Source organism: Escherichia sp. MOD1-EC6842 (genome assembly GCF_002965705.1).
GTDB lineage: Bacteria > Pseudomonadota > Gammaproteobacteria > Enterobacterales > Enterobacteriaceae > Escherichia > Escherichia ruysiae.
This window is the reverse complement of record NZ_PTRF01000006.1, coordinates 19,316-43,646: the sequence shown is the minus strand read 5'-3', so window position 1 is coordinate 43,646 and position 24,331 is coordinate 19,316. Positions and strand designations below refer to the sequence as shown.

Genomic DNA, 24,331 nt, shown 5'->3' with positions numbered 1-24,331 from the left:
AATCCCCACTGAGCACCTGAAAGGTCAGGCGCTAATCCACTTGTGAAAGCGCATTACAGAGTTGTTGTGCAGCGAGGATAATACGTGGGCTTGCGCGTTCAAACCAGTCACTTGTGAGAGGAATAACGGGAATTTTGAGTTGTTCGCCCCAGTATTGCTTTATTTTAGGAATTTTATCCGCTCCGCCAGTGATGACAATGGCCTGCGGTGCGCGTGCTAATACTTGTTCACGGCTAACCTGCGGCCAGGGAACTCGACTGTCTTTAAAGATGTTTTCTCCGCCGCAAACTTCCAGTATCTGGTTCTGAATCGACTCTTTTCCGCTGGTGAATGGCGGATTAATGCCGAATTGTAAGAAAACACGTTTTTTCGGTTTATCAGCATATTGCGCTTTCAGTTGCGCATACTGTTCCAGTAAGGTTTGCGCGGCTTTTCCGGCCTTGTCAGGTTGCGGACTCCAGGGAGCCAGTTGACGTAACGCATCGGCAATTTGTTCAATGCTTGTCGCATCGACCCACATGACTTTTATTCCCAGCGAAGCAAGTTGGTCAACCTGCCGCTCGGCGTTCCCTCCGCGCCAGGCAACCACCAAATCGGGTTTCAGCGCCACGATGCGTTCCAGATTCATCCCTTGCCAGGTGGAAACCTGCTCAATATTCTGCGCTTCTGGCGGATAGTCGGAATAACTGCTGACCCCTACCGGCGTGATCCCGGCGGCAAAGGCAAGTTCAGTGTTGGCGGGAGAAAGTGTGATAACGCGCGGCGCGGCGTTGAGCCACAGCGGTGCGAGAAAAGACAGGGCGACCAGCGCCCTGAACAGTGACTTAGCCATGCGCCAGTTTCTGCACCAGTGACTCAACCATCAGGCTGGACTGTTTGGCTGCAACGGCCAGAAATTCGTCGAAGCTGAGATGAGACTGTTGATCGGCCACGTCGGAGATGGCGCGTACCACCACAAACGGTACATTAAAATTGTGGCAGACATGAGCGATAGCTGTCGCTTCCATCTCTACCGCAATGGCCTGCGGGAAATTGTGGCGGATTTTCGCCAGACCAACAGAGCCGTTGATGAACGCGTCGCCGCTGACAATCAGGCCTCGTACAGCGTTAAGATTCAGTTCGGCAATGCAGGACTCGGCGGCAGCGATCAGTTTATCATCAGCTTTGAAGCCTGCCGGACAGCCAGGTAACTGACCATATTCATAACCAAATGCCGTGACATCCGCGTCGTGATAACGTGCTTCGTCAGAGACAACGATATCGCCCACTTTCAGCGTTGGCGCCAGGCCCCCTGCAGAACCGGTGTTAATAATCACATCTGGTTTGCAGTGTTCCAGCAGCAGAGTTGCACCCAGCGCCGCAGCGACTTTACCGATGCCCGATTTCAGAAGCGCAACCTCGGTTCCGTTCAGTTGACCTGTGTAGATTTCACAGCCACCCAGACGGAGAGTTTGACGGTTTTCGATTTTGTCACGCAGTAGCGTAACTTCTTCTTCCATTGCACCAATGATGCCGATTTTCATAGATTTACTCGCGATAAGCCTGATTTGAGGGCATAGTTTATCATGCGCTTAAGAGGAAGCGTATTTCTCACGCGGGAGAGGACATGGCACAGATTGATTTCCGAAACAAAATAAACTGGCATCGTCGTTATCGTTCACCGCAGGGCGTTAAAACCGAACATGAGATCTTGCGGATCTTTGAAAGCGATCGCGGGCGTATTATTAACTCTCCGGCGATTCGTCGTCTGCAACAAAAGACCCAGGTTTTTCCACTTGAGCGCAATGCCGCCGTACGCACGCGTCTTACCCATTCAATGGAAGTTCAGCAGGTGGGGCGCTATATCGCCAAAGAGATTTTAAGTCGTCTGAAAGAACTTAAATTGCTGGAGGAGTACGGCCTGGATGAACTGACCGGGCCGTTTGAAAGCATTGTCGAGATGTCATGCCTGATGCACGATATCGGTAATCCACCGTTTGGTCATTTTGGCGAAGCGGCTATAAATGACTGGTTTCGCCAGCGTTTGTACCCAGCGGATGCCGAAAGTCAGCCGCTGACCGACGATCGCTGTAGCGTGACAGCGTTGCGATTGCGGGAAGGAGAGGAACAACTCAACGAGCTGCGGCGCAAAATTCGTCAGGACTTATGTCATTTTGAAGGTAATGCACAAGGTATTCGTCTGGTGCATACATTGATGCGGATGAATCTCACCTGGGCGCAGGTTGGCGGTATTTTAAAATATACTCGTCCGGCGTGGTGGCGTGGTGAAACGCCTGAGACTCACCACTATTTAATGAAAAAACCGGGCTATTATCTTTCTGAAGAAGCCTATATTGCCCGTTTGCGTAAAGAACTTAATTTGGCGCTTTACAGTCGTTTTCCATTAACGTGGATTATGGAAGCAGCTGACGATATCTCTTATTGTGTGGCTGATCTTGAAGATGCGGTAGAGAAAAGAATATTTACCGTTGAGCAGCTTTATCATCATTTGCATGATGCGTGGGGTCAGCATGAGAAAGGTTCTCTGTTTGCACAAGTGGTAGAAAATGCCTGGGAAAAATCGCGCTCAAATAGTTTAAGCCGCAGTACGGAAGATCAGTTTTTTATGTATTTACGGGTGAACACCCTCAATAAGCTGGTGCCCTATGCGGCACAACGATTTATTGATAATTTGCCGACGATTTTTGCCGGAACGTTTAATCATGCCCTGTTAGAAGATGCCAGTGAATGTAGTGAACTTTTAAAATTATATAAAAATGTCGCCGTAAAACATGTGTTTAGCCATCCAGATGTCGAGCAGCTTGAGTTGCAGGGGTATCGGGTGATTAGCGGGTTATTAGAGATTTATCGTCCTTTATTAAGCATGTCATTATCAGACTTTACTGAACTGGTAGAAAAAGAGCGAGTAAAACGTTTCCCCATTGAATCACGCTTATTCCACAAGCTCTCAACGCGCCATCGGCTGGCCTATGTCGAGGCTGTCAGTAAATTACCGTCAGATTCTCCTGAGTTCCCGTTATGGGAATATTATTATCGTTGTCGGCTGTTACAGGATTATATCAGCGGCATGACGGACCTTTATGCGTGGGATGAATATCGGCGGCTGATGGCGGTAGAACAATAACCAGGCTTTTGTAAAGACGGACAATAAATTTTTACTTTTTGCAGAAACTTTAGTTCGGAACTTCGCGCTATAAAACGAATCTGAAGAACACAGCAATTTTGCGTTATCTGTTAATCGAGACTGAAATACATGAAAAAAACCACATTAGCACTGAGTGCATTGGCTCTGAGTTTAGGTTTGGCGTTATCTCCGCTCTCTGCGACGGCGGCTGAAACATCTTCAGCAACGACAGCACAGCAGATGCCAAGCCTTGCACCGATGCTCGAAAAGGTGATGCCTTCGGTGGTCAGTATTAACGTAGAAGGTAGCACAACCGTCAATACGCCGCGTATGCCGCGTAATTTCCAGCAGTTCTTCGGCGATGATTCTCCGTTCTGCCAGGACGGTTCTCCGTTCCAGAGCTCTCCGTTCTGCCAGGGGGGCCAGGGCGGCAATGGCGGCGGCCAGCAACAAAAATTCATGGCGCTGGGTTCCGGCGTTATTATTGATGCCGATAAAGGCTATGTCGTCACCAACAACCACGTTGTTGATAACGCGACGGTAATTAAAGTCCAACTTAGCGATGGCCGTAAGTTCGACGCGAAGATGGTTGGCAAAGATCCGCGCTCTGATATCGCGCTGATCCAGATCCAGAACCCGAAAAACCTGACTGCAATTAAGATGGCGGATTCCGACGCGCTGCGCGTGGGTGATTACACCGTCGCTATCGGTAACCCGTTTGGTCTGGGCGAGACGGTAACTTCCGGTATCGTCTCTGCGTTGGGACGTAGCGGCCTGAATGCCGAAAACTACGAAAACTTCATCCAGACCGATGCGGCAATCAACCGTGGTAACTCCGGTGGTGCGCTGGTTAACCTGAACGGCGAACTGATTGGTATCAACACCGCAATCCTCGCACCGGACGGCGGCAACATCGGCATCGGTTTTGCTATCCCGAGCAACATGGTGAAAAACCTGACTTCGCAGATGGTGGAATACGGGCAGGTGAAACGCGGCGAGCTGGGTATTATGGGAACCGAACTGAACTCCGAACTGGCGAAAGCGATGAAAGTTGACGCCCAGCGCGGTGCATTTGTAAGTCAGGTTCTGCCGAATTCTTCTGCCGCGAAAGCAGGTATTAAAGCGGGTGATGTGATCACCTCACTGAACGGTAAGCCAATCAGCAGCTTTGCCGCGCTGCGTGCCCAGGTAGGCACCATGCCGGTGGGCAGCAAACTGACTCTGGGCTTACTGCGCGACGGTAAGCAGGTTAACGTGAACCTGGAACTGCAGCAGAGCAGCCAGAATCAGGTTGACTCCAGCTCCATCTTCAACGGCATTGAAGGCGCTGAGATGAGCAACAAAGGCAAAGATCAGGGCGTCGTCGTGAACAACGTGAAAACGGGCACTCCGGCTGCACAGATTGGCCTGAAAAAAGGTGATGTGATTATTGGCGCGAACCAGCAGGCAGTGAAAAACATCGCTGAACTGCGTAAAGTTCTCGACAGCAAACCATCCGTGCTGGCACTGAACATTCAGCGCGGCGACAGCACCATCTACCTGTTAATGCAGTAATCTTCCTCAACCCCTTCCCGTTCAGGGAAGGGGGTCTTCATGCAATCTGTGAACTTCCCCACAACTCCATATATATCTTCGTTCCTTTGGGCATTTGCACAATGCCGTGCGTTCCGTACTTCCTTATGCTAAGCCGTGCACAATGGAGGGCTTATGGCTGGCTGGCATCTTGATACCAAAATGGCGCAGGATATCGTGGCGCGCACCATGCGCATTATCGATACCAATATCAATGTAATGGATGCTCGCGGGCGCATTATCGGCAGCGGCGATCGTGAACGTATTGGTGAATTGCACGAAGGTGCATTGCTGGTACTCTCGCAGGGGCGAGTTGTCGATATCGATGACGCGGTAGCACGTCATCTGCACGGTGTGCGGCAAGGGATTAATCTACCGTTACGGCTGGAAGGTGAGATTGTCGGCGTAATTGGCCTGACTGGTGAACCAGAGAATCTGCGCAAATATGGCGAACTGGTCTGCATGACGGCTGAAATGATGCTGGAACAGTCGCGGTTGATGCACCTGTTGGCGCAGGATAGCCGTTTGCGGGAAGAACTGGTGATGAACCTGATTCAGGCCGAGGAGAATACACCCGCACTCACTGAATGGGCGCAACGGTTAGGGATAGATCTCAATCAACCGCGAGTGGTGGCTATTGTCGAGGTCGACAGCGGTCAGCTTGGCGTGGACAGCGCAATGGCAGAGTTACAGCAATTGCAAAACGCGCTGATTACGCCGGAGCGTAATAATCTGGTGGCGATTGTCTCGCTGACCGAAATGGTGGTGTTGAAACCGGCGTTGAATCCGTTTGGGCGCTGGGATGCAGAAGATCATTGTAAGCGAGTTGAGCAGCTCATTACTCGTATGAAAGAGTACGGTCAGCTGCGGTTTCGCGTTTCGCTGGGTAATTATTTTACTGGACCTGGCAGTATTGCCCGCTCTTACCGCACGGCGAAAACAACGATGGTAGTCGGTAAACAGCGAATGCCCGAAAATCGCTGCTATTTTTATCAGGATCTGATGCTACCAGTTTTACTGGATAGTTTGCGCGGCGACTGGCAAGCCAACGAACTGGCGCGACCGCTGGCGCGATTGAAAGCGATGGACAATAACGGATTGCTGCGGCGAACACTGGCGGCGTGGTTTCGCCACAATGTGCAACCGCTGGTAACGTCAAAGGCGCTGTTTATCCATCGAAATACGCTGGAGTATCGACTTAATCGTATATCAGAACTGACCGGCCTGGATTTGGGCAATTTTGATGACAGGTTGCTGCTGTATGTGGCGCTGCAACTGGATGAAGAGCGGTAGGTTCATAACAAAATTAAAGCCGGGTGATACTTTACCCGGCTCGCAGAATGACATCAGTTACTATTATTTGCGTGTCAGCTTTTCCAGATCCGCTTCAATCTCACTGATCTTATTGGTTACCACTGACTCCAGGTGACGCAAGTCATCGAGGATCTTACGCTTAAGATCAACTTCGCTACGGTCACGCTGGCAGATTTGATCAAGCTCATCAATGATATAACGAAGATTTGGGCTGATTTCCTGCACTTCTTTATAACCCTGACCCACACCATCGGCGACCACCGTTTTGCGCTGACGCGGATATTTAAACTTCACGCTCTTGGCGAAAAACTCACCTTTGTCTTTCTGAAAATAGATTTTCAGAATATCGTTGTTGGCTTCCTGCCGGAGGCTGTAACGATCAATTTCTTCAGGATTGGTAATACCCAGACTTTTCAGATTGTCGTACATAGCGTTACCTCAAAATGAGTCAGTAAATTGTGCTTATCTTAGCATTTGGCCTGGCCCGCCCGGCTCGACTGTGATCGCAGAAAGCCTTTTTCTTCCAGACTTCTATCATGGCGTAAAATTTAAAAAATTACCTGCTTTATTCTGGCGATATTCCAGAGGATGGATTAGCACATTTATCTTCGTTTTGCGAATTACATGACAGTCCAAAAAAGATGAAAAAGTATTTAAAAGAAGGGACAAGAATGAGTAGGGCGAATTAATCTGAGTCAGAAAGCACACGGGCAGCATCGTGCTGCCCGTTTGCATACTTTTAGTCGATGGTACGCAGCAGTTCGTTGATACCGACTTTACCGCGAGTTTTCGCGTCAACTTTCTTAACGATAACGGCACAATAAAGGCTGTATTTGCCATCTTTCGACGGCAGGTTGCCAGAAACAACCACAGAGCCTGCCGGAACGCGACCGTAGTGGATTTCGCCGGTTTCACGGTCGTAAATACGGGTGCTCTGACCGATGTATACGCCCATGGAAATAACGGAACCTTCTTCGACAATCACCCCTTCAACCACTTCAGAGCGCGCGCCGATGAAGCAGTTGTCTTCAATGATGGTCGGGTTAGCCTGCAGCGGCTCCAGCACGCCGCCAATGCCTACACCGCCAGACAGGTGCACGTTTTTACCAATCTGCGCACAGGAACCGACGGTCGCCCAGGTATCAACCATGGTGCCTTCATCAACATATGCGCCGATGTTGACGTAAGACGGCATCAGCACGGTGTTACGGGCAATAAACGCACCCTGACGTACCGCCGCTGGTGGTACAACACGGAAGCCTTCTTTCTGGAAACGTGCTTCGTCGTAGTTGGCGAATTTCATCGGCACTTTATCGAAGTAGCGGCTTTCTGCCCCTTCGATCACCTGATTATCATTAATACGGAAAGAGAGCAGCACCGCTTTTTTCAACCACTGATGCGTCACCCACTGACCGTCAATTTTTTCCGCAACACGCAGCGCGCCGGAGTCCAGCAGCGAGATCACCTGATTTACCGCTTCGCGGGTAACAGTGTCTGCATTGGCTGGCGTGATTTCGGCACGGCGTTCAAAAGCGGTTTCAATAATGTTCTGTAACTGCTGCATTGTTAAACTCTTTTCATATCAGTAAACACATCACCCTTTATCGTTTGGATTGAGGGCCTCTGTCAACCGCTGATGCACTTCCTGCTGCAACTCATTATTAAGCGCACGTCGGTCGGCGGTGGCGATTATGAATAAATCTTCTACTCGCTCACCAATGGTTGTAATTCGGGCGCCATGAAGCGAAATTCCCAGATCGGCAAAAATTTTCCCCACCCGTGCCAGCAGTCCTGGTTGGTCGAGGGCGATCAGTTCGAGGAATGATTTTCGGTCGGTATGGGTCGGCAAAAACGTCACTTCGGTTTCAACAGTAAAGTGACGTAATTTGGCGGGTTGACGACGCGGCTGCGGTGGCTGCCAGCTACTTTGTGTCAGTACTTGCTCCAGGCCAAAGCGAATAACCTCATGGCGATCTGCGGATAGCGGGCTGCCATCCGGCTCCAGCACAATGAAGGTATCCATCGCCATACCGTCGCGGGTCGTGAAAATTTGCGCGTCATGAACGCTTAAATTGCGGCGGTCTAATTCGGCACACACGGCAGCAAACAGATACGGCCGATCAGGACTCCAGATAAATATCTCCGTACCGCCGCGCGTAGCCTGTGGGCTAAGTAATACCAGCGGCTTGCTTAAATCATGTTGTAATAAATGGCGAGCGTGCCAGGCCAGTTGATTTGGGCTATGGCGGACAAAATAGTTAGCGCGACAGCGTGACCAGATCTGGTGTAGCGCCTCTTCGTCGATATTGTCCATACGCAGCAGCGCCAGTGCCTGAAGCTGGTGATGGCGAACTCGTTCGCGCATATCTGGCGTGTTTTGCATTCCGCGTCGTAGCTGTTTTTCGGTGGCAAAATAGAGTTCGCGCAACAGACTCTGCTTCCAGCTATTCCACAGCGTTTCGTTAGTGGCGCAAATATCGGCTACCGTCAGACAGACCAGAAAACGCAGTCGATTTTCCGTTTGTACTTCTTCGGCGAATTGTTTGATGACTTCCGGATCCTGAATATCGCGGCGCTGGGCGGTGACCGACATCAGCAAGTGCTGGCGAACCAGCCAGGCGACCAGTTGCGTTTCGCGCGAGTTCAGGCCGTGCAGTTCGGCAAAATGCACCACGTCTTGTGCGCCGAGTATGGAGTGGTCACCGCCGCGCCCTTTGGCGATATCGTGAAACAGTGCGGCGATAAAAATCAGCTCTGGTGATGGCAGGCGCGGCCAGACGTCCACACACAACGGATGGCGCTGGCGCGTTTCTTCACTGGCAAAACTCTCCAGTTTCAACATCACGCGAATGGTATGTTCATCCACTGTGTAAGCGTGGAACAGGTCAAACTGCATCTGCCCGACGATATGCGACCATTGGGGCATATAGGCGCCCAGCACGCTATGGCGATGCATTGGCAGTAACCCGCGACGCATTGCGCCGGGGTGACGCAGAATGCTCAAAAATAGCTTTCGCGCTTCCGGAATGTTGCACAGTGGTTGTTGCAGATGACGGCGGGCGTGACGTAACTGGCGCAGCGTGGTGGAGTAAATGCCGGTGATCGCACTGTTGCGTACCATAGTGTAGAACATACGCAAGATGGCTTCCGGCTGGCGCATAAATAGTGTTTCATCACGCAGGTCGATAAGCGTACCGCGTAGCTGAAACTCATCGTCAATCGGACGCGGCTTTTCATCGGCGGGCAGGGCGAGGATGGCTTCATCAAACAGTTGTAGCAGCATCTGGTTGAGTTCGCTGACGCGGCGCGTGACGCGGAAGTAATCCTTCATCATCCGCTCGACCGGTTCGTTACCTTCACCACTGTAATTCAGACGCTGGGCGACGCTAAGCTGGCGATCAAACAACAGGCGGTTATCGTAACGGCTGACGACCAGATGCAGGGCAAAGCGAATACGCCACAATATATGCAGACATTCGTTTAATTCCGCTCGCTCCGCTGAGGTTAAGAAGCCAAACCCGACCATTTCATCCAACGATGTTGCGCCAAAATGACGGCGGGCCACCCACTGTAAAGTGTGAATATCACGCAAGCCCCCGGGGCTGCTTTTGATGTCTGGCTCAAGGTTGTAGCTGGTGCCGTGGTAACGCTGGTGGCGCTGGTTCTGTTCTTCAACTTTCGCCGCGTAGAACTTGTCGGAAGGCCAGAATCCTTCGCTGAAAATGTGTTTTTGCAGTTCGAGAAATAGCGCAACATCGCCAATCAACAAGCGTGATTCAATTAAATTGGTGGCTACGGTTAAATCCGATAACCCTTCCAGGATGCATTCTTCAAGTGTCCGCACGCTATGACCGACTTCCAGCTTCACATCCCAGAGCAGCGTTAACAACTCGCCTACTTTTTGTGCCTGGTCGTCCGGCAGTTTCTTGCGGCTTAAGATCAGTAAATCGACGTCCGAAAGTGGATGCAGCTCGCCACGACCATAGCCACCGACAGCGACCAGCGCCAGGTCGGCAATCTGACTGAAACCGGCTTCAATCCACAAGCGTTGCAGGAGTTGGTCGATAAACTCGGTGCGGGCTTCAATCAACTGTTCTGCGGAGATCCCGCTATCAAAGGCATCGCCCAGCCAACGCTGAAAGGTATCAATATGGGCTTTTATCCCAGAGACGGTTAATTCGTCACGGGGCCAGACGCATGGATTTTGCGGTTGACCGGGCAGGGTGGGGAGAGCGGTATTTGCGTACTGTTCTGGAAGGGTATTCATTGTGCGCCACCCATAAGATTAAATTATCGCATTAAAAAAGCCGGCATTCGCCGGCTTCAGATTGTTGACAAAGTGCACGTGTTCATGCCGGATGCGGCGTGAAGGCCTTATCCGGCCTACAACTCCTTGCAAATTCAATATATTGCAGGAGAAAGTAGGCCTGATAAGCGTAGCGCATCAGGCATTTTTGCGTTTGTCTGCCTCTTATTCGTCGTGCGAGATTATCGCCGGGATGGTGTCATCCTTGCGTAGCGTCAGAATTTCGCAGCCGTTATCAGTCACCACAATAGTATGCTCGTATTGTGCAGACAAGCTGCGATCTTTGGTTTTTACCGTCCAGCCATCTTTCATGGTGCGGATCTCTTTTTTACCCGCGTTGACCATTGGCTCGATGGTGAAGGTCATCCCCGGTTTCAGCACGACGTTGGTTTCAGGTGAGTCATAGTGCAGCACTTGCGGCTCTTCGTGGAAGCCGCGACCAATACCGTGTCCGCAATATTCACGAACGACAGAGAAGCCTTCTGCTTCGACAAATTTCTGAATTGCCGCGCCGATTTCGCGCAGATTAATACCTGGTTTTACCATGCGTAGCGCCAGGTACAGACTTTCCTGCGTCACGCGGCACAGGCGTTCGCCCATGATGGTCGGTTTACCGACGATAAACATTTTCGAGGTGTCGCCGTGGAAACCATCTTTGATTACGGTGACGTCAATGTTAACGATGTCACCGTCTTTCAGCAGTTTGGCGTCGTCCGGGATACCGTGGCACACCACTTCATTAATAGAGATGCAAACGGATTTCGGATAACCGTGATAGCCGAGGCAGGCCGAAACCGCGTGTTGTTCATTAACAATATAATCATTACAGATGCGATCCAGCTCGCCGGTGCTGACGCCCGGTTTAACATAGGGTTCGATCATCTCCAGCACTTCGGCAGCCAGGCGGCCAGCGACGCGCATTTTTTCGATATCTTCAGGGGTCTTGATTGAGATAGCCATTAATTCTGTCCATCAGCGTCGGTGATACCGACAATATATATGTAAGTGCTGTCAATGGTATCACACCCTGTCAAATTGAGAATCATTCTGAACTTCGCGAAACGTGCCACCGAGGGTTTTCTATAATAGAAAATTCAGCGTCTGATGCTGTACACAGCGCCAACAATTATTGGAGTCCACGGCGTATTTGTGGTATAAAGCGCGCCGGACTTCCGATCCATTTCGTATACACAGACTGGACGGGAGCGACAATCTCACTTTGTGTAACAACACACACGTATCGGCACATATTCCGGGGTGCCCTTTGGGGTCGGTAATATGGGATACGTGGAGGCATAACCCCAACTTTTATATAGAGGTTTTAATCATGGCAACTGTTTCCATGCGCGACATGCTCAAGGCTGGTGTTCACTTCGGTCACCAGACCCGTTACTGGAACCCGAAAATGAAGCCGTTCATCTTCGGTGCGCGTAACAAAGTTCACATCATCAACCTTGAGAAAACTGTACCGATGTTCAACGAAGCTCTGGCTGAACTGAACAAGATTGCTTCTCGCAAAGGTAAAATCCTTTTCGTTGGTACTAAACGCGCTGCAAGCGAAGCGGTGAAAGACGCTGCTCTGAGCTGCGACCAGTTCTTCGTGAACCATCGCTGGCTGGGCGGTATGCTGACTAACTGGAAAACCGTTCGTCAGTCCATCAAACGTCTGAAAGACCTGGAAACTCAGTCTCAGGACGGTACTTTCGACAAGCTGACCAAGAAAGAAGCGCTGATGCGCACTCGTGAGCTGGAGAAACTGGAAAACAGCCTGGGCGGTATCAAAGACATGGGCGGTCTGCCGGACGCTCTGTTTGTAATCGATGCTGACCACGAACACATTGCTATCAAAGAAGCAAACAACCTGGGTATTCCGGTATTTGCTATCGTTGATACCAACTCTGATCCGGACGGTGTTGACTTCGTTATCCCGGGTAACGACGACGCAATCCGTGCTGTGACCCTGTACCTGGGCGCTGTAGCTGCAACCGTACGTGAAGGCCGTTCTCAGGATCTGGCTTCCCAGGCGGAAGAAAGCTTCGTAGAAGCTGAGTAATAAGGCTTGATAACTCCCCCAAAATAGTTCGAGTTGCAGAAAGGCGGCAAGCTCGATAATTCTTGGGAGCTTACATCAGTAAGTGACCGGGATGAGCGAGCGAAGACAACGCATCTGCGGCGCGAAATATGAAGGGGGGAGAGCCCTTATAGACCAGGTAGTACACGTTTGGTTAGGGGGCCTGCATATGGCCCCCTTTTTCACTTTTATATCTGTGCGGTTTAATTCCGGGCAGATCACATCTCCGAGGATTTTAGAATGGCTGAAATTACCGCATCCCTGGTAAAAGAGCTGCGTGAGCGTACTGGCGCAGGCATGATGGATTGCAAAAAAGCACTGACTGAAGCTAACGGCGACATCGAGCTGGCAATCGAAAACATGCGTAAGTCCGGTGCTATCAAAGCAGCGAAAAAAGCAGGCAACGTTGCTGCTGATGGCGTGATCAAAACCAAAATCGACGGCAACTACGGCATCATTCTGGAAGTTAACTGCCAGACTGACTTCGTAGCAAAAGACGCTGGTTTCCAGGCGTTCGCAGACAAAGTTCTGGACGCAGCTGTTGCTGGCAAAATCACTGACGTTGAAGTTCTGAAAGCACAGTTCGAAGAAGAACGCGTTGCGCTGGTAGCGAAAATTGGTGAAAACATCAACATTCGCCGCGTTGCTGCGCTGGAAGGCGACGTTCTGGGTTCTTATCAGCACGGTGCGCGTATCGGCGTTCTGGTTGCTGCTAAAGGCGCTGACGAAGAGCTGGTTAAACACATCGCTATGCACGTTGCTGCAAGCAAGCCGGAATTCATCAAGCCGGAAGACGTATCTGCTGAAGTGGTAGAGAAAGAATACCAGGTACAGCTGGATATCGCGATGCAGTCTGGTAAGCCGAAAGAAATCGCAGAGAAAATGGTTGAAGGCCGCATGAAGAAATTCACCGGCGAAGTTTCTCTGACCGGTCAGCCGTTCGTTATGGAACCGGCAAAAACTGTTGGTCAGCTGCTGAAAGAGCATAACGCTGAAGTGACTGGCTTCATCCGCTTCGAAGTGGGTGAAGGTATCGAGAAAGTTGAGACTGACTTTGCAGCAGAAGTTGCTGCGATGTCCAAGCAGTCTTAATTATCGAAAAGGAGCCGCCTGAGGGCGGCTTCTTTTTGCGCCCATCTTGTAAATTCAGCTAACCCTTATGGGGCTGCGCTGAAAAGCGACGTACAATGTCGCTAGTATTAATTCATTTCAATCGTTGACAGTCTCAGGAAAGAAACATGGCTACCAATGCAAAACCCGTCTATAAACGCATTCTGCTTAAGTTGAGTGGCGAAGCTCTGCAGGGCACTGAAGGCTTCGGTATTGATGCAAGCATACTGGATCGCATGGCTCAGGAAATCAAAGAACTGGTTGAACTGGGTATTCAGGTTGGTGTGGTGATTGGTGGGGGTAACCTGTTCCGTGGCGCTGGTCTGGCGAAAGCGGGTATGAACCGCGTTGTGGGCGACCACATGGGGATGCTGGCTACCGTAATGAACGGTCTGGCAATGCGTGATGCACTGCACCGCGCCTATGTGAACGCTCGTCTGATGTCCGCTATTCCATTGAATGGCGTATGCGACAGCTACAGCTGGGCAGAAGCTATCAGTCTGTTGCGCAACAACCGTGTGGTGATCCTCTCCGCCGGTACTGGTAATCCATTCTTTACCACTGACTCCGCAGCTTGTCTGCGTGGTATCGAAATTGAAGCCGATGTGGTGCTGAAAGCAACCAAAGTTGACGGTGTGTTTACCGCTGACCCGGCGAAAGATCCAACTGCAACTATGTACGAGCAGCTGACCTACAGTGAAGTGCTGGAAAAAGAGCTGAAAGTAATGGATCTGGCGGCCTTTACGCTGGCTCGTGACCACAAATTACCGATTCGTGTTTTCAACATGAACAAACCGGGTGCGCTGCGCCGTGTGGTAATGGGTGAAAAAGAAGGGACTTTAATCACGGAATAATTCCCGTGATGGATAAATAAGGGTAAGATTCCGCATAAGTATCGCGGGGGCGTAAGTCTGGTTATAAGGCGTTATTGTTGCAGGCAGTTTGGTCACGGCCAGCGCGCAGCAACCGGAGCGTACATAAGTACGTGAGGATAGCGAGCACTGCCCGGGGTCAAAATGGCAAATAAAATAGCCTAATAATCCAGACGATTACCCGTAATATGTTTAATCAGGGCTATACTTAGCACACTTCCACTGTGTGTGACTGTCTGGTCTGACTGAGACAAGTTTTCAAGGATTCGTAACGTGATTAGCGATATCAGAAAAGATGCTGAAGTACGCATGGACAAATGCGTCGAAGCGTTCAAAACCCAAATCAGCAAAATACGCACGGGTCGTGCTTCTCCCAGCCTGCTGGATGGCATTGTCGTGGAATATTACGGCACGCCGACGCCGCTGCGTCAGCTGGCAAGCGTAACGGTAGAAGATTCCCGCACTCTGAAAATCAACGTGTTTGATCGTTCAATGTCTCCGGCCGTTGAAAAAGCGATTATGGCGTCCGATCTCGGCCTGAACCCGAACTCTGCAGGTAGCGACATCCGCGTTCCGCTGCCGCCGCTGACGGAAGAACGTCGTAAAGATCTGACTAAAATCGTTCGTGGTGAAGCTGAACAGGCGCGTGTTGCAGTACGTAACGTGCGTCGTGATGCGAACGACAAAGTGAAAGCACTGTTGAAAGATAAAGAGATCAGCGAAGACGACGATCGCCGTTCTCAGGACGATGTACAGAAACTGACTGATGCTGCAATCAAGAAAATTGAAGCGGCGCTGGCAGACAAAGAAGCAGAACTGATGCAGTTCTGATTTCTTGAACGACAAAAAACGCCGCTCAGTAGATCCTTGCGGATCGGCTGGCGGCGTTTTGCTTTTTATTCTGTCTCAACTCTGGATGTTTCATGAAGCAACTCACCATTCTGGGCTCGACCGGCTCGATTGGTTGCAGCACGCTGGACGTGGTGCGCCATAATCCCGAACACTTCCGCGTAGTTGCGCTGGTGGCAGGCAAAAATGTCACTCGCATGGTAGAACAGTGCCTGGAATTCTCTCCCCGCTATGCCGTAATGGACGATGAAGCGAGTGCGAAACTTCTTAAAACGACGCTACAACAACAGGGTAGTTGCACTGAAGTCTTAAGCGGTCAGCAGGCTGCCTGCGATATGGCGGCGCTTGAAGATGTTGATCAGGTGATGGCGGCGATTGTCGGTGCTGCAGGCCTGTTACCTACGCTTGCTGCTATCCGCGCGGGTAAAACCATACTGCTGGCCAACAAAGAATCACTGGTCACCTGTGGACGTCTGTTTATGGACGCCGTAAAGCAGAGTAAAGCGCAGTTATTACCGGTCGATAGCGAACATAACGCCATTTTTCAGAGTTTACCGCAACCTATCCAGCACAATCTGGGATACGCTGACCTTGAGCAAAATGGCGTGGTGTCCATTTTACTTACCGGGTCTGGTGGCCCTTTCCGTGAGACGCCATTGCACGATTTGGCAACAATGACGCCCGATCAAGCCTGCCGTCATCCGAACTGGTCGATGGGACGTAAAATTTCTGTCGATTCGGCTACCATGATGAACAAAGGTCTGGAATACATTGAAGCGCGTTGGTTGTTTAACGCCAGTGCCAGCCAGATGGAAGTGCTGATTCACCCGCAGTCAGTGATTCACTCAATGGTGCGTTATCAGGACGGCAGCGTTCTGGCGCAACTGGGAGAACCTGATATGCGTACGCCAATTGCCCACACCATGGCATGGCCGAATCGCGTGAACTCTGGTGTGAAGGCGCTCGACTTTTGCAAACTGAGTGCTTTGACATTTGCCGCACCGGATTATGATCGCTATCCATGCCTGAAACTGGCGATGGATGCTTTCGAACAAGGCCAGGCAGCGACGACCGCATTGAATGCCGCAAACGAAATCACTGTTGCAGCCTTTCTTGCGCAACAAATTCGCTTTACGGATATCGCCGCGTTGAATTTATCCGTGCTGGAAAAAATGGATATGCGCGAACCACAATGTGTGGACGATGTGTTGTCTGTTGATGCCAATGCGCGTGAGGTCGCCAGAAAAGAGGTGATGCGTCTCGCAAGCTGAGGATAATCCGGCTACAGAGAGTCGTGCTATTTGTTAGCGTAGGGCTTCAGTGATATAGTCTGCGCCATCTGATCGTCAGTAGTTGGCTTTGTAAGGTCAGATATGCCGTGGTTTTACACGGCTTTTTTTTGTATAGGCTTCAGTATTCCTGAGTACCGTAAACCCTGTCAGGGAATAAAAAACGCGTGATGTTGTCTGCTACTCAACCACTTAGCGAAAAATTGCCAGCGCATGGCTGTCGCCATGTTGCGATCATTATGGACGGCAATGGTCGCTGGGCAAAAAAGCAAGGGAAGATTCGTGCCTTTGGGCATAAAGCCGGGGCAAAATCCGTCCGCCGGGCTGTCTCTTTTGCGGCCAACAACGGTATTGAGGCGTTAACGCTGTATGCCTTTAGTAGTGAAAACTGGAACCGACCAGCGCAGGAAGTCAGTGCGTTAATGGAACTGTTTGTGTGGGCGCTTGATAGCGAAGTAAAAAGCCTGCACCGACATAACGTGCGTCTGCGTATTATTGGCGATACCAGTCGTTTTAACTCGCGTTTGCAAGAGCGTATTCGTAAATCTGAAGCGTTAACTGCCGGGAATACCGGTCTGACGTTGAATATTGCGGCGAACTACGGTGGACGTTGGGATATAGTCCAGGGTGTCAGGCAACTGGCTGAAAAGGTGCAGCAAGGAAACCTGCAACCAGATCAGATAGATGAAGAGATGCTAAACCAGCATGTCTGTATGCATGAACTGGCCCCTGTAGATTTAGTAATTAGGACTGGGGGGGAGCATCGCATTAGTAACTTTTTGCTTTGGCAAATTGCCTATGCCGAACTTTACTTTACAGATGTTCTCTGGCCCGATTTCGATGAACAAGACTTTGAAGGGGCACTAAATGCCTTTGCTAATCGAGAGCGTCGTTTCGGCGGCACCGAGCCCGGTGATGAAACAGCCTGATGGGGGTCGCTTTTGCTGAAGTATCGCCTGATATCTGCTTTTGTTTTAATACCTGTCGTCATCGCGGCGCTGTTTTTATTGCCGCCGGTAGGGTTCGCTATTGTTACGCTGGTAGTCTGTATGCTGGCAGCGTGGGAATGGGGACAGCTTAGCGGTTTTACCTCTCGCTCGCAGCGGGTATGGCTGGCGGTGCTGTGCGGGTTATTGTTGGCGCTGATGCTTTTTCTGTTGCCGGAATATCACCGAAATATCCATCAACCACTGGTTGAGGTCTCACTTTGGGCTTCGCTTGGCTGGTGGGTTGCCGCGCTATTGCTGGTGTTATTCTATCCCGGTTCCGCGACAATATGGCGTAACTCCAGAACATTGCGCATTATCTTTGGCGTGCTAACCATTGTTCCCTTCTTTTGGGGCATGTTGGCGTTACGGGCCTGGCACTATGACGAGAATCATTACAGTGGCGCGATATGGTTGCTCTATGTCATGATCCTGGTCTGGGGCGCTGACTCTGGCGCATATATGTTTGGCAAATTGTTTGGCAAACATAAGCTGGCACCGAAGGTTTCTCCAGGTAAAACCTGGCAAGGCTTTATTGGCGGACTCGCGACCGCAGCGGTAATCTCATGGGGTTATGGCATGTGGGCGAATCTGGACGTTGCACCCGTCACCTTACTCATGTGCTCTATTGTCGCAGCGTTAGCTTCAGTGCTCGGCGATCTGACCGAGAGCATGTTTAAGCGTGAAGCAGGAATTAAGGACAGCGGTCATTTAATTCCAGGACATGGCGGTATTTTGGATCGTATTGATAGCCTGACGGCTGCTGTACCGGTCTTTGCTTGCCTGCTGTTGCTGGTATTCAGGACGCTTTAACGGAAGGTATTATGCTGAGTTTTCTCTGGGATTTGGCTTCGTTCATCGTTGCATTGGGTGTACTCATCACCGTGCATGAATTTGGTCATTTCTGGGTTGCCCGGCGTTGCGGTGTTCGCGTTGAGCGTTTCTCTATAGGTTTTGGTAAGGCGCTCTGGCGCCGAACTGATAAGCTAGGCACCGAATATGTCATCGCCCTGATCCCTTTGGGCGGTTATGTCAAAATGCTGGATGAGCGTGCTGAACCGGTTGTTCCGGAGCTTCGCCACCATGCCTTCAATAATAAATCTGTTGGCCAACGTGCGGCGATCATTGCCGCAGGTCCGGTTGCAAACTTCATTTTTGCTATCTTTGCTTACTGGCTGGTTTTTATCATCGGTGTGCCTGGTGTACGTCCGGTGGTTGGCGAAATAGCAGCCAATTCGATAGCTGCGCAAGCACAAATTGCACCAGGAACGGAACTAAAAGCCGTAGATGGTATCGAAACGCCTGATTGGGATGCCGTGCGTTTGCAGTTGGTCGATAAAATTGGCGATGAAAGCACCACCATTACGGTAGCGCCATTTGGCAGCGACCAACGGCGGGATGTAAAGCTCGATTTACGTCAGTGGGCGTTTGAGCCTGATAAAGAAGATCCAGTATCTTCTTTGGGGATTCGTCCCCGTGGGCCGCAAATTGAACCAGTAGTGGAAAATGTGCAGCCAAACTCGGCGGCAAACAAGGCGGGTTTGCAAGCAGGCGACAGGATCGTTAAAGTCGATGGTCAGCCATTAACGCAATGGGTGACCTTTGTGTTGCTTGTCCGGGATAATCCGGGTAAATCCTTAGCGTTGGAAATCGAAAGGCAGGGGAGTCCCTTGTCTTTGACATTAATCCCGGAGAGTAAACCGGGTAATGGTAAGGCGATTGGTTTTGTCGGTATTGAGCCGAAAGTCATTCCTCTGCCAGATGAGTATAAAGTTGTACGCCAGTATGGGCCGTTCAACGCCATCGTCGAAGCTACGGACAAAACGTGGCAGTTGATGAAGCTGACGGTCAGTATGCTGGGAAAATTGATCACCGGTGATGTGAAACTGAACAACCTCAGTGGGCCGATCTCTATCGCCAAGGGGGCTGGGATGACAGCGGAACTCGGGGTTGTTTATTATCTACCGTTTCTTGCGCTTATTAGCGTGAACTTAGGGATAATTAACCTGTTTCCGTTGCCCGTACTTGACGGGGGGCATCTGCTGTTCCTTGCGATCGAAAAGATCAAGGGCGGACCGGTATCCGAGCGGGTTCAAGACTTTTGTTATCGCATTGGCTCGATTCTGCTGGTGCTGTTAATGGGGCTTGCACTTTTCAATGATTTCTCTCGGTTATGAGAGTTAGTTAGGAAGAACGCATAATAACGATGGCGATGAAAAAGTTGCTCATAGCGTCGCTGCTGTTTAGCAGCGCCACCGTATACGGTGCTGAAGGGTTCGTAGTGAAAGATATTCATTTCGAAGGCCTTCAGCGTGTCGCCGTTGGTGCGGCCCTCCTCAGTATGCCGGTGCGCACAGGCGACACGGTTAATGATGAAGATATCAGTAATACCATTCGCGCTCTGTTTGCTACCGGCAACTTTGAGGATGTTCGTGTCCTTCGTGATGGTGATACCCTTCTGGTTCAGGTAAAAGAACGTCCGACCATTGCCAGCATCACTTTCTCCGGTAACAAATCGGTGAAAGATGACATGCTGAAGCAAAACCTCGAGGCTTCTGGCGTGCGTGTGGGCGAATCTCTTGATCGCACCACCATTGCTGATATCGAAAAAGGTCTGGAAGACTTCTACTATAGCGTCGGTAAATATAGCGCCAGCGTTAAAGCTGTCGTGACCCCGCTGCCGCGCAACCGTGTTGACCTAAAACTGGTGTTCCAGGAAGGTGTGTCAGCTGAAATCCAGCAAATTAACATTGTTGGTAACCATGCTTTCACCACCGACGAACTGATCTCTCATTTCCAACTGCGTGACGAAGTGCCGTGGTGGAACGTGGTAGGCGATCGTAAATACCAGAAACAAAAACTGGCGGGCGACCTTGAAACCCTGCGCAGCTACTATCTGGATCGCGGTTATGCCCGTTTCAACATCGACTCGACCCAGGTCAGTCTGACGCCAGATAAAAAAGGTATTTACGTCACGGTGAACATCACCGAAGGCGATCAGTACAAGCTTTCTGGGGTTGAAGTGAGCGGTAACCTTGCCGGGCACTCCGCTGAAATTGAGCAGCTAACTAAGATCGAGCCGGGCGAGCTGTATAACGGCACCAAAGTGACCAAGATGGAAGATGACATTAAAAAGCTTCTCGGTCGCTATGGTTATGCCTATCCGCGCGTACAGTCGATGCCTGAAATTAACGATGCCGACAAAACCGTTAAATTACGCGTGAACGTTGATGCGGGTAACCGTTTCTACGTGCGTAAGATCCGTTTTGAAGGTAACGATACCTCGAAAGATGCCGTCCTGCGTCGCGAAATGCGTCAGATGGAAGGTGCATGGCTGGGTAGCGATCTGGTCGATCAGGGTAAGGAGCGTCTGAATCGTCTTGGCTTCTTTGAAACGGTCGATACCGATACCCAACGTGTTCCGGGTAGCCCGGACCAGGTTGATGTAGTCTACAAGGTGAAAGAACGTAACACCGGTAGCTTCAACTTCGGTATTGGTTACGGTACTGAAAGTGGCGTGAGCTTCCAGGCTGGCGTGCAACAGGATAACTGGTTAGGTACGGGTTATGCCGTTGGTATCAACGGAACCAAAAACGATTACCAGACCTATGCTGAACTGTCGGTAACCAACCCGTACTTCACCGTAGATGGCGTAAGCCTCGGTGGCCGTCTCTTCTATAATGACTTCCAGGCAGATGACGCCGACCTGTCCGACTATACCAACAAGAGTTATGGTACAGACGTGACGTTGGGCTTCCCGATCAACGAATACAACTCGCTGCGTGCAGGTCTGGGTTATGTACATAACTCCCTGTCCAACATGCAGCCGCAGGTTGCGATGTGGCGTTATCTGTACTCTATGGGTGAACATCCGAGCACCTCTGATCAGGATAACAGCTTCAAAACGGACGACTTCACGTTCAACTATGGTTGGACCTATAACAAGCTTGACCGTGGTTATTTCCCGACAGATGGTTCACGTGTCAACCTGACCGGTAAAGTGACCATTCCGGGATCGGATAACGAATACTACAAAGTGACGTTAGACACGGCGACCTATGTACCGATCGACGACGATCACAAATGGGTTGTTCTGGGTCGTACCCGCTGGGGTTATGGTGATGGTTTAGGCGGCAAAGAGATGCCGTTCTACGAGAACTTCTATGCTGGTGGTTCCAGCACCGTGCGTGGCTTCCAGTCCAACACCATCGGTCCAAAAGCGGTTTACTTCCCGCATCAGGCCAGTAATTATGACCCAGACTATGATTACGAATGTGCGACTCAGGACGGAGCGAAAGACCTGTGTAAATCGGATGATGCTGTAGGCGGTAACGCCATGGCGGTTGCCAGCCTCGAACTCATCACCCCGACGCCGTTCATTAGCGACAAGTATGCTAACTCTGTTCGTACTTCCTTCTTCTGGGATATGGGCACCGTTTGGGATACAAACTGGGATTCCAGCCAATATTCTGGATATCCGGACTATAGTGATCCAAGCAATATCCGTATGTCTGCGGGTATCGCATTACAATGGATGTCCCCATTGGGGCCGTTGGTGTTCTCCTACGCCCAGCCGTTCAAAAAGTACGATGGAGACAAGGCAGAACAGTTCCAGTTTAACATTGGTAAAACCTGGTAAGTGTTCTCCACAAAGGAATGTAGTGGTAGTGTAGCGATGACTTTAGGCGATCAATATAAGATCGCCGGGCCACGCAAAGAACTGCACCCTCCGGTGCAAATGGGATGGTAAGGAGTTTATTGTGAAAAAGTGGTTATTAGCTGCAGGTCTCGGTTTAGCACTGGCAACTTCTGCTCAGGCGGCTGACAAAATTGCAATCGTCAATATGGGCAGCCTGTTCCAGCAGGTAGCACAGAAAACCGGTGTTTCTAACACGCTGGAAAATGAGTTCAAAGGCCGTGCCAGCGAACTGCAGCGTATGGAAACCGATCTGCAAGCTAAAATGAAAAAGCTGCAGTCTATGAAAGCCGGTAGTGATCGTACTAAGCTGGAAAAAGACGTGATGGCTCAGCGCCAGACTTTTGCTCAGAAAGCGCAGGCTTTTGAGCAGGATCGCGCACGTCGTTCCAACGAAGAACGCGGCAAACTGGTTACTCGTATCCAGACTGCTGTGAAATCCGTTGCCAACAGCCAGGATATCGACCTGGTTGTTGATGCAAACGCCGTTGCTTACAACAGCAGCGATGTAAAAGACATCACTGCCGACGTACTGAAACAGGTTAAATAAGTAATGCCTTCAATTCGACTGGCTGATTTAGCGCAGCAGTTGGATGCAGAACTACACGGTGATGGCGATATCGTCATCACCGGCGTTGCGTCCATGCAATCTGCACAAACAGGTCACATCACGTTCATGGTTAACCCAAAATACCGTGAGCATTTAGGCTTGTGCCAGGCGTCTGCGGTTGTCATGACCCAGGACGATCTTCCTTTCGCGAAAAGTGCCGCGCTGGTAGTGAAGAATCCCTACCTGACTTACGCGCGCATGGCGCAAATTTTAGATACCACGCCACAGCCCGCGCAGAACATTGCACCCAGTGCAGTGATCGATGCAACGGCGAAGCTGGGTAACAACGTCTCAATTGGTGCTAACGCGGTGATTGAGTCCGGCGTTGAGCTGGGCGATAACGTGATTATCGGTGCCGGTTGCTTCGTTGGTAAAAATAGCAAAATCGGCGCAGGTTCGCGCCTTTGGGCGAACGTAACCATTTACCACGAGATCCAGATCGGTCAGAATTGCCTGATTCAATCCGGAACGGTGGTAGGTGCGGACGGCTTTGGCTATGCCAACGATCGTGGTAACTGGGTGAAGATCCCTCAGATTGGTCGCGTGATTATTGGCGATCGCGTGGAGATCGGCGCCTGTACTACCATCGATCGCGGTGCGCTGGATGACACCATTATCGGCAATGGCGTGATCATTGATAACCAGTGCCAGATTGCACATAACGTCGTGATTGGCGACAATACGGCGGTTGCCGGTGGCGTCATTATGGCGGGCAGCCTGAAAATTGGTCGTTACTGCATGATCGGCGGTGCCAGCGTAATCAACGGGCATATGGAAATATGCGATAAAGTGACGGTTACGGGCATGGGGATGGTGATGCGTCCCATCACTGAACCTGGCGTCTATTCCTCAGGCATTCCGCTGCAACCCAACAAAGTCTGGCGCAAAACCGCTGCACTGGTGATGAACATTGATGATATGAGCAAGCGTCTGAAATCGCTTGAGCGCAAGGTTAATCAACAAGACTAACGTTCCATCTTTTGTTCGCCAAACTTTACGGCCTGTCTCATTCTTACGATTGCGGCAGGCCGTGTTATTATTGTCGTTTCTTATATTTTGACAGGAAGAGTATCTTGACTACTAACACTCATACTCTGCAGATTGAAGAGATTTTAGAACTTCTGCCGCACCGTTTCCCGTTCTTATTGGTGGATCGCGTGCTGGATTTTGAAGAAGGTCGTTTTCTGCGCGCAGTAAAAAATGTCTCTGTCAATGAGCCATTCTTCCAGGGCCATTTCCCTGGAAAACCGATTTTCCCGGGTGTGCTGATTCTGGAAGCAATGGCACAGGCAACAGGTATTCTGGCGTTTAAAAGCGTAGGAAAACTGGAACCGGGTGAGCTGTACTACTTCGCTGGTATTGACGAAGCGCGCTTTAAGCGCCCGGTCGTGCCAGGCGATCAAATGATCATGGAAGTCACTTTCGAAAAAACGCGCCGTGGCCTGACCCGCTTTAAAGGGGTTGCTCTGGTCGACGGTAAAGTAGTTTGCGAAGCAACGATGATGTGTGCTCGTAGCCGGGAGGCCTGATAC

Annotated in this window: 21 protein-coding genes; 15 read left to right on the top strand and 6 right to left on the bottom strand. The window is 50.7% G+C overall.

Features of this window, described 5'->3' with window-relative positions; translation table 11 throughout:
• Positions 1–31: 31 nt before the first annotated feature.
• Positions 32–832, bottom strand: a complete 801-nt coding sequence (gene btuF / locus A7Z29_RS09095; protein ID WP_010345996.1) for a vitamin B12 ABC transporter substrate-binding protein BtuF — start codon at positions 830–832, stop codon at positions 32–34.
• Positions 825–1,523, bottom strand: coding sequence for a 5'-methylthioadenosine/S-adenosylhomocysteine nucleosidase (mtnN, locus tag A7Z29_RS09090; protein WP_000689855.1), 699 nt, complete (start codon positions 1,521–1,523; stop codon positions 825–827). The genes btuF and mtnN overlap by 8 nt, the downstream gene beginning before the upstream one ends.
• Positions 1,524–1,606: 83 nt before the next feature.
• Here mtnN and dgt point away from each other — a divergent pair, with 83 nt between their 5' ends.
• The 3 genes from dgt (at position 1,607) to cdaR (ending at position 5,989) form a co-directional block, all read left to right on the top strand.
• Entirely contained in the window at positions 1,607–3,124 is a 1,518-nt protein-coding gene (gene dgt / locus A7Z29_RS09085) for a dGTPase (protein ID WP_032224478.1), read from the top strand.
• Positions 3,125–3,253: 129 nt separating this feature from the next.
• Positions 3,254–4,678 carry a serine endoprotease DegP gene (degP, locus tag A7Z29_RS09075; protein ID WP_000753934.1) on the top strand — a complete coding sequence of 475 codons (1,425 nt, stop codon included), beginning with the start codon at positions 3,254–3,256 and terminating at the stop codon, positions 4,676–4,678.
• A gap of 153 nt (positions 4,679–4,831) precedes the next feature.
• A complete protein-coding gene (gene cdaR, locus A7Z29_RS09070) occupies positions 4,832–5,989 on the top strand; it encodes a DNA-binding transcriptional regulator CdaR (RefSeq protein ID WP_105290120.1) in 1,158 nt (385 codons plus the stop codon).
• 63 nt (positions 5,990–6,052) lie between these two features.
• On the opposite strand, the gene A7Z29_RS09065 is transcribed toward cdaR, so the two are convergent.
• The 4 genes from A7Z29_RS09065 to map all read right to left on the bottom strand — a co-directional run bounded on the left by A7Z29_RS09065 (position 6,053) and on the right by map (position 11,276).
• The gene (locus A7Z29_RS09065) at positions 6,053–6,439 is read right to left on the bottom strand and encodes a DUF3461 family protein (protein WP_000272188.1); all 387 of its coding nucleotides are present in this window, start codon (positions 6,437–6,439) and stop codon (positions 6,053–6,055) included.
• A 310-nt stretch (positions 6,440–6,749) separates the two neighbouring features.
• Positions 6,750–7,574: a 2,3,4,5-tetrahydropyridine-2,6-dicarboxylate N-succinyltransferase gene (gene dapD / locus A7Z29_RS09060; RefSeq protein WP_001186663.1), complete on the bottom strand. Its 825-nt coding sequence runs from the start codon at positions 7,572–7,574 to the stop codon at positions 6,750–6,752.
• Between the two features lie 30 nt (positions 7,575–7,604).
• Entirely contained in the window at positions 7,605–10,277 is a 2,673-nt protein-coding gene (gene glnD / locus A7Z29_RS09055) for a bifunctional uridylyltransferase/uridylyl-removing protein GlnD (protein ID WP_001094592.1), read from the bottom strand.
• Between the two features lie 204 nt (positions 10,278–10,481).
• Positions 10,482–11,276, bottom strand: coding sequence for a type I methionyl aminopeptidase (gene map / locus A7Z29_RS09050; RefSeq protein WP_001018198.1), 795 nt, complete (start codon positions 11,274–11,276; stop codon positions 10,482–10,484).
• A 367-nt stretch (positions 11,277–11,643) separates the two neighbouring features.
• On the opposite strand from map, the gene rpsB reads away from it, so the two are divergent.
• The 12 genes from rpsB (at position 11,644) to fabZ (ending at position 24,328) form a co-directional block, all read left to right on the top strand.
• Complete coding sequence (gene rpsB / locus A7Z29_RS09040) at positions 11,644–12,369, top strand: 30S ribosomal protein S2 (protein ID WP_000246882.1); 726 nt, start codon at positions 11,644–11,646, stop codon at positions 12,367–12,369.
• A gap of 258 nt (positions 12,370–12,627) precedes the next feature.
• On the top strand, positions 12,628–13,479 hold the full coding sequence (tsf, locus tag A7Z29_RS09030) for a translation elongation factor Ts (RefSeq protein WP_000818112.1): 852 nt from the start codon (positions 12,628–12,630) through the stop codon (positions 13,477–13,479).
• A gap of 146 nt (positions 13,480–13,625) precedes the next feature.
• The gene (gene pyrH, locus A7Z29_RS09025) at positions 13,626–14,351 is read left to right on the top strand and encodes a UMP kinase (protein ID WP_000224573.1); all 726 of its coding nucleotides are present in this window, start codon (positions 13,626–13,628) and stop codon (positions 14,349–14,351) included.
• Positions 14,352–14,642: 291 nt separating this feature from the next.
• Entirely contained in the window at positions 14,643–15,200 is a 558-nt protein-coding gene (frr, locus tag A7Z29_RS09020; RefSeq protein WP_000622418.1) for a ribosome recycling factor, read from the top strand.
• Positions 15,201–15,292: 92 nt separating this feature from the next.
• Positions 15,293–16,489 carry a 1-deoxy-D-xylulose-5-phosphate reductoisomerase gene (gene ispC, locus A7Z29_RS09015; RefSeq protein WP_105290119.1) on the top strand — a complete coding sequence of 399 codons (1,197 nt, stop codon included), beginning with the start codon at positions 15,293–15,295 and terminating at the stop codon, positions 16,487–16,489.
• 188 nt (positions 16,490–16,677) lie between these two features.
• On the top strand, positions 16,678–17,436 hold the full coding sequence (ispU, locus tag A7Z29_RS09010) for a (2E,6E)-farnesyl-diphosphate-specific ditrans,polycis-undecaprenyl-diphosphate synthase (protein ID WP_001295562.1): 759 nt from the start codon (positions 16,678–16,680) through the stop codon (positions 17,434–17,436).
• Between the two features lie 12 nt (positions 17,437–17,448).
• Positions 17,449–18,306 (top strand): phosphatidate cytidylyltransferase, encoded by an 858-nt coding sequence (gene cdsA / locus A7Z29_RS09005; protein ID WP_105290118.1) that lies wholly within the window; start codon positions 17,449–17,451, stop codon positions 18,304–18,306.
• 11 nt (positions 18,307–18,317) lie between these two features.
• Positions 18,318–19,670 (top strand): sigma E protease regulator RseP, encoded by a 1,353-nt coding sequence (rseP, locus tag A7Z29_RS09000; RefSeq protein ID WP_000948224.1) that lies wholly within the window; start codon positions 18,318–18,320, stop codon positions 19,668–19,670.
• Positions 19,671–19,699: 29 nt separating this feature from the next.
• On the top strand, positions 19,700–22,132 hold the full coding sequence (gene bamA, locus A7Z29_RS08995) for an outer membrane protein assembly factor BamA (RefSeq protein ID WP_001240898.1): 2,433 nt from the start codon (positions 19,700–19,702) through the stop codon (positions 22,130–22,132).
• Between the two features lie 121 nt (positions 22,133–22,253).
• A complete protein-coding gene (gene skp / locus A7Z29_RS08990; protein ID WP_000758956.1) occupies positions 22,254–22,739 on the top strand; it encodes a molecular chaperone Skp in 486 nt (161 codons plus the stop codon).
• Positions 22,740–22,742: 3 nt separating this feature from the next.
• Complete coding sequence (gene lpxD, locus A7Z29_RS08985; protein WP_001139279.1) at positions 22,743–23,768, top strand: UDP-3-O-(3-hydroxymyristoyl)glucosamine N-acyltransferase; 1,026 nt, start codon at positions 22,743–22,745, stop codon at positions 23,766–23,768.
• A 104-nt stretch (positions 23,769–23,872) separates the two neighbouring features.
• Complete coding sequence (fabZ, locus tag A7Z29_RS08980; RefSeq protein ID WP_000210739.1) at positions 23,873–24,328, top strand: 3-hydroxyacyl-ACP dehydratase FabZ; 456 nt, start codon at positions 23,873–23,875, stop codon at positions 24,326–24,328.
• The last annotated feature ends 3 nt before the right edge of the window (positions 24,329–24,331 follow it).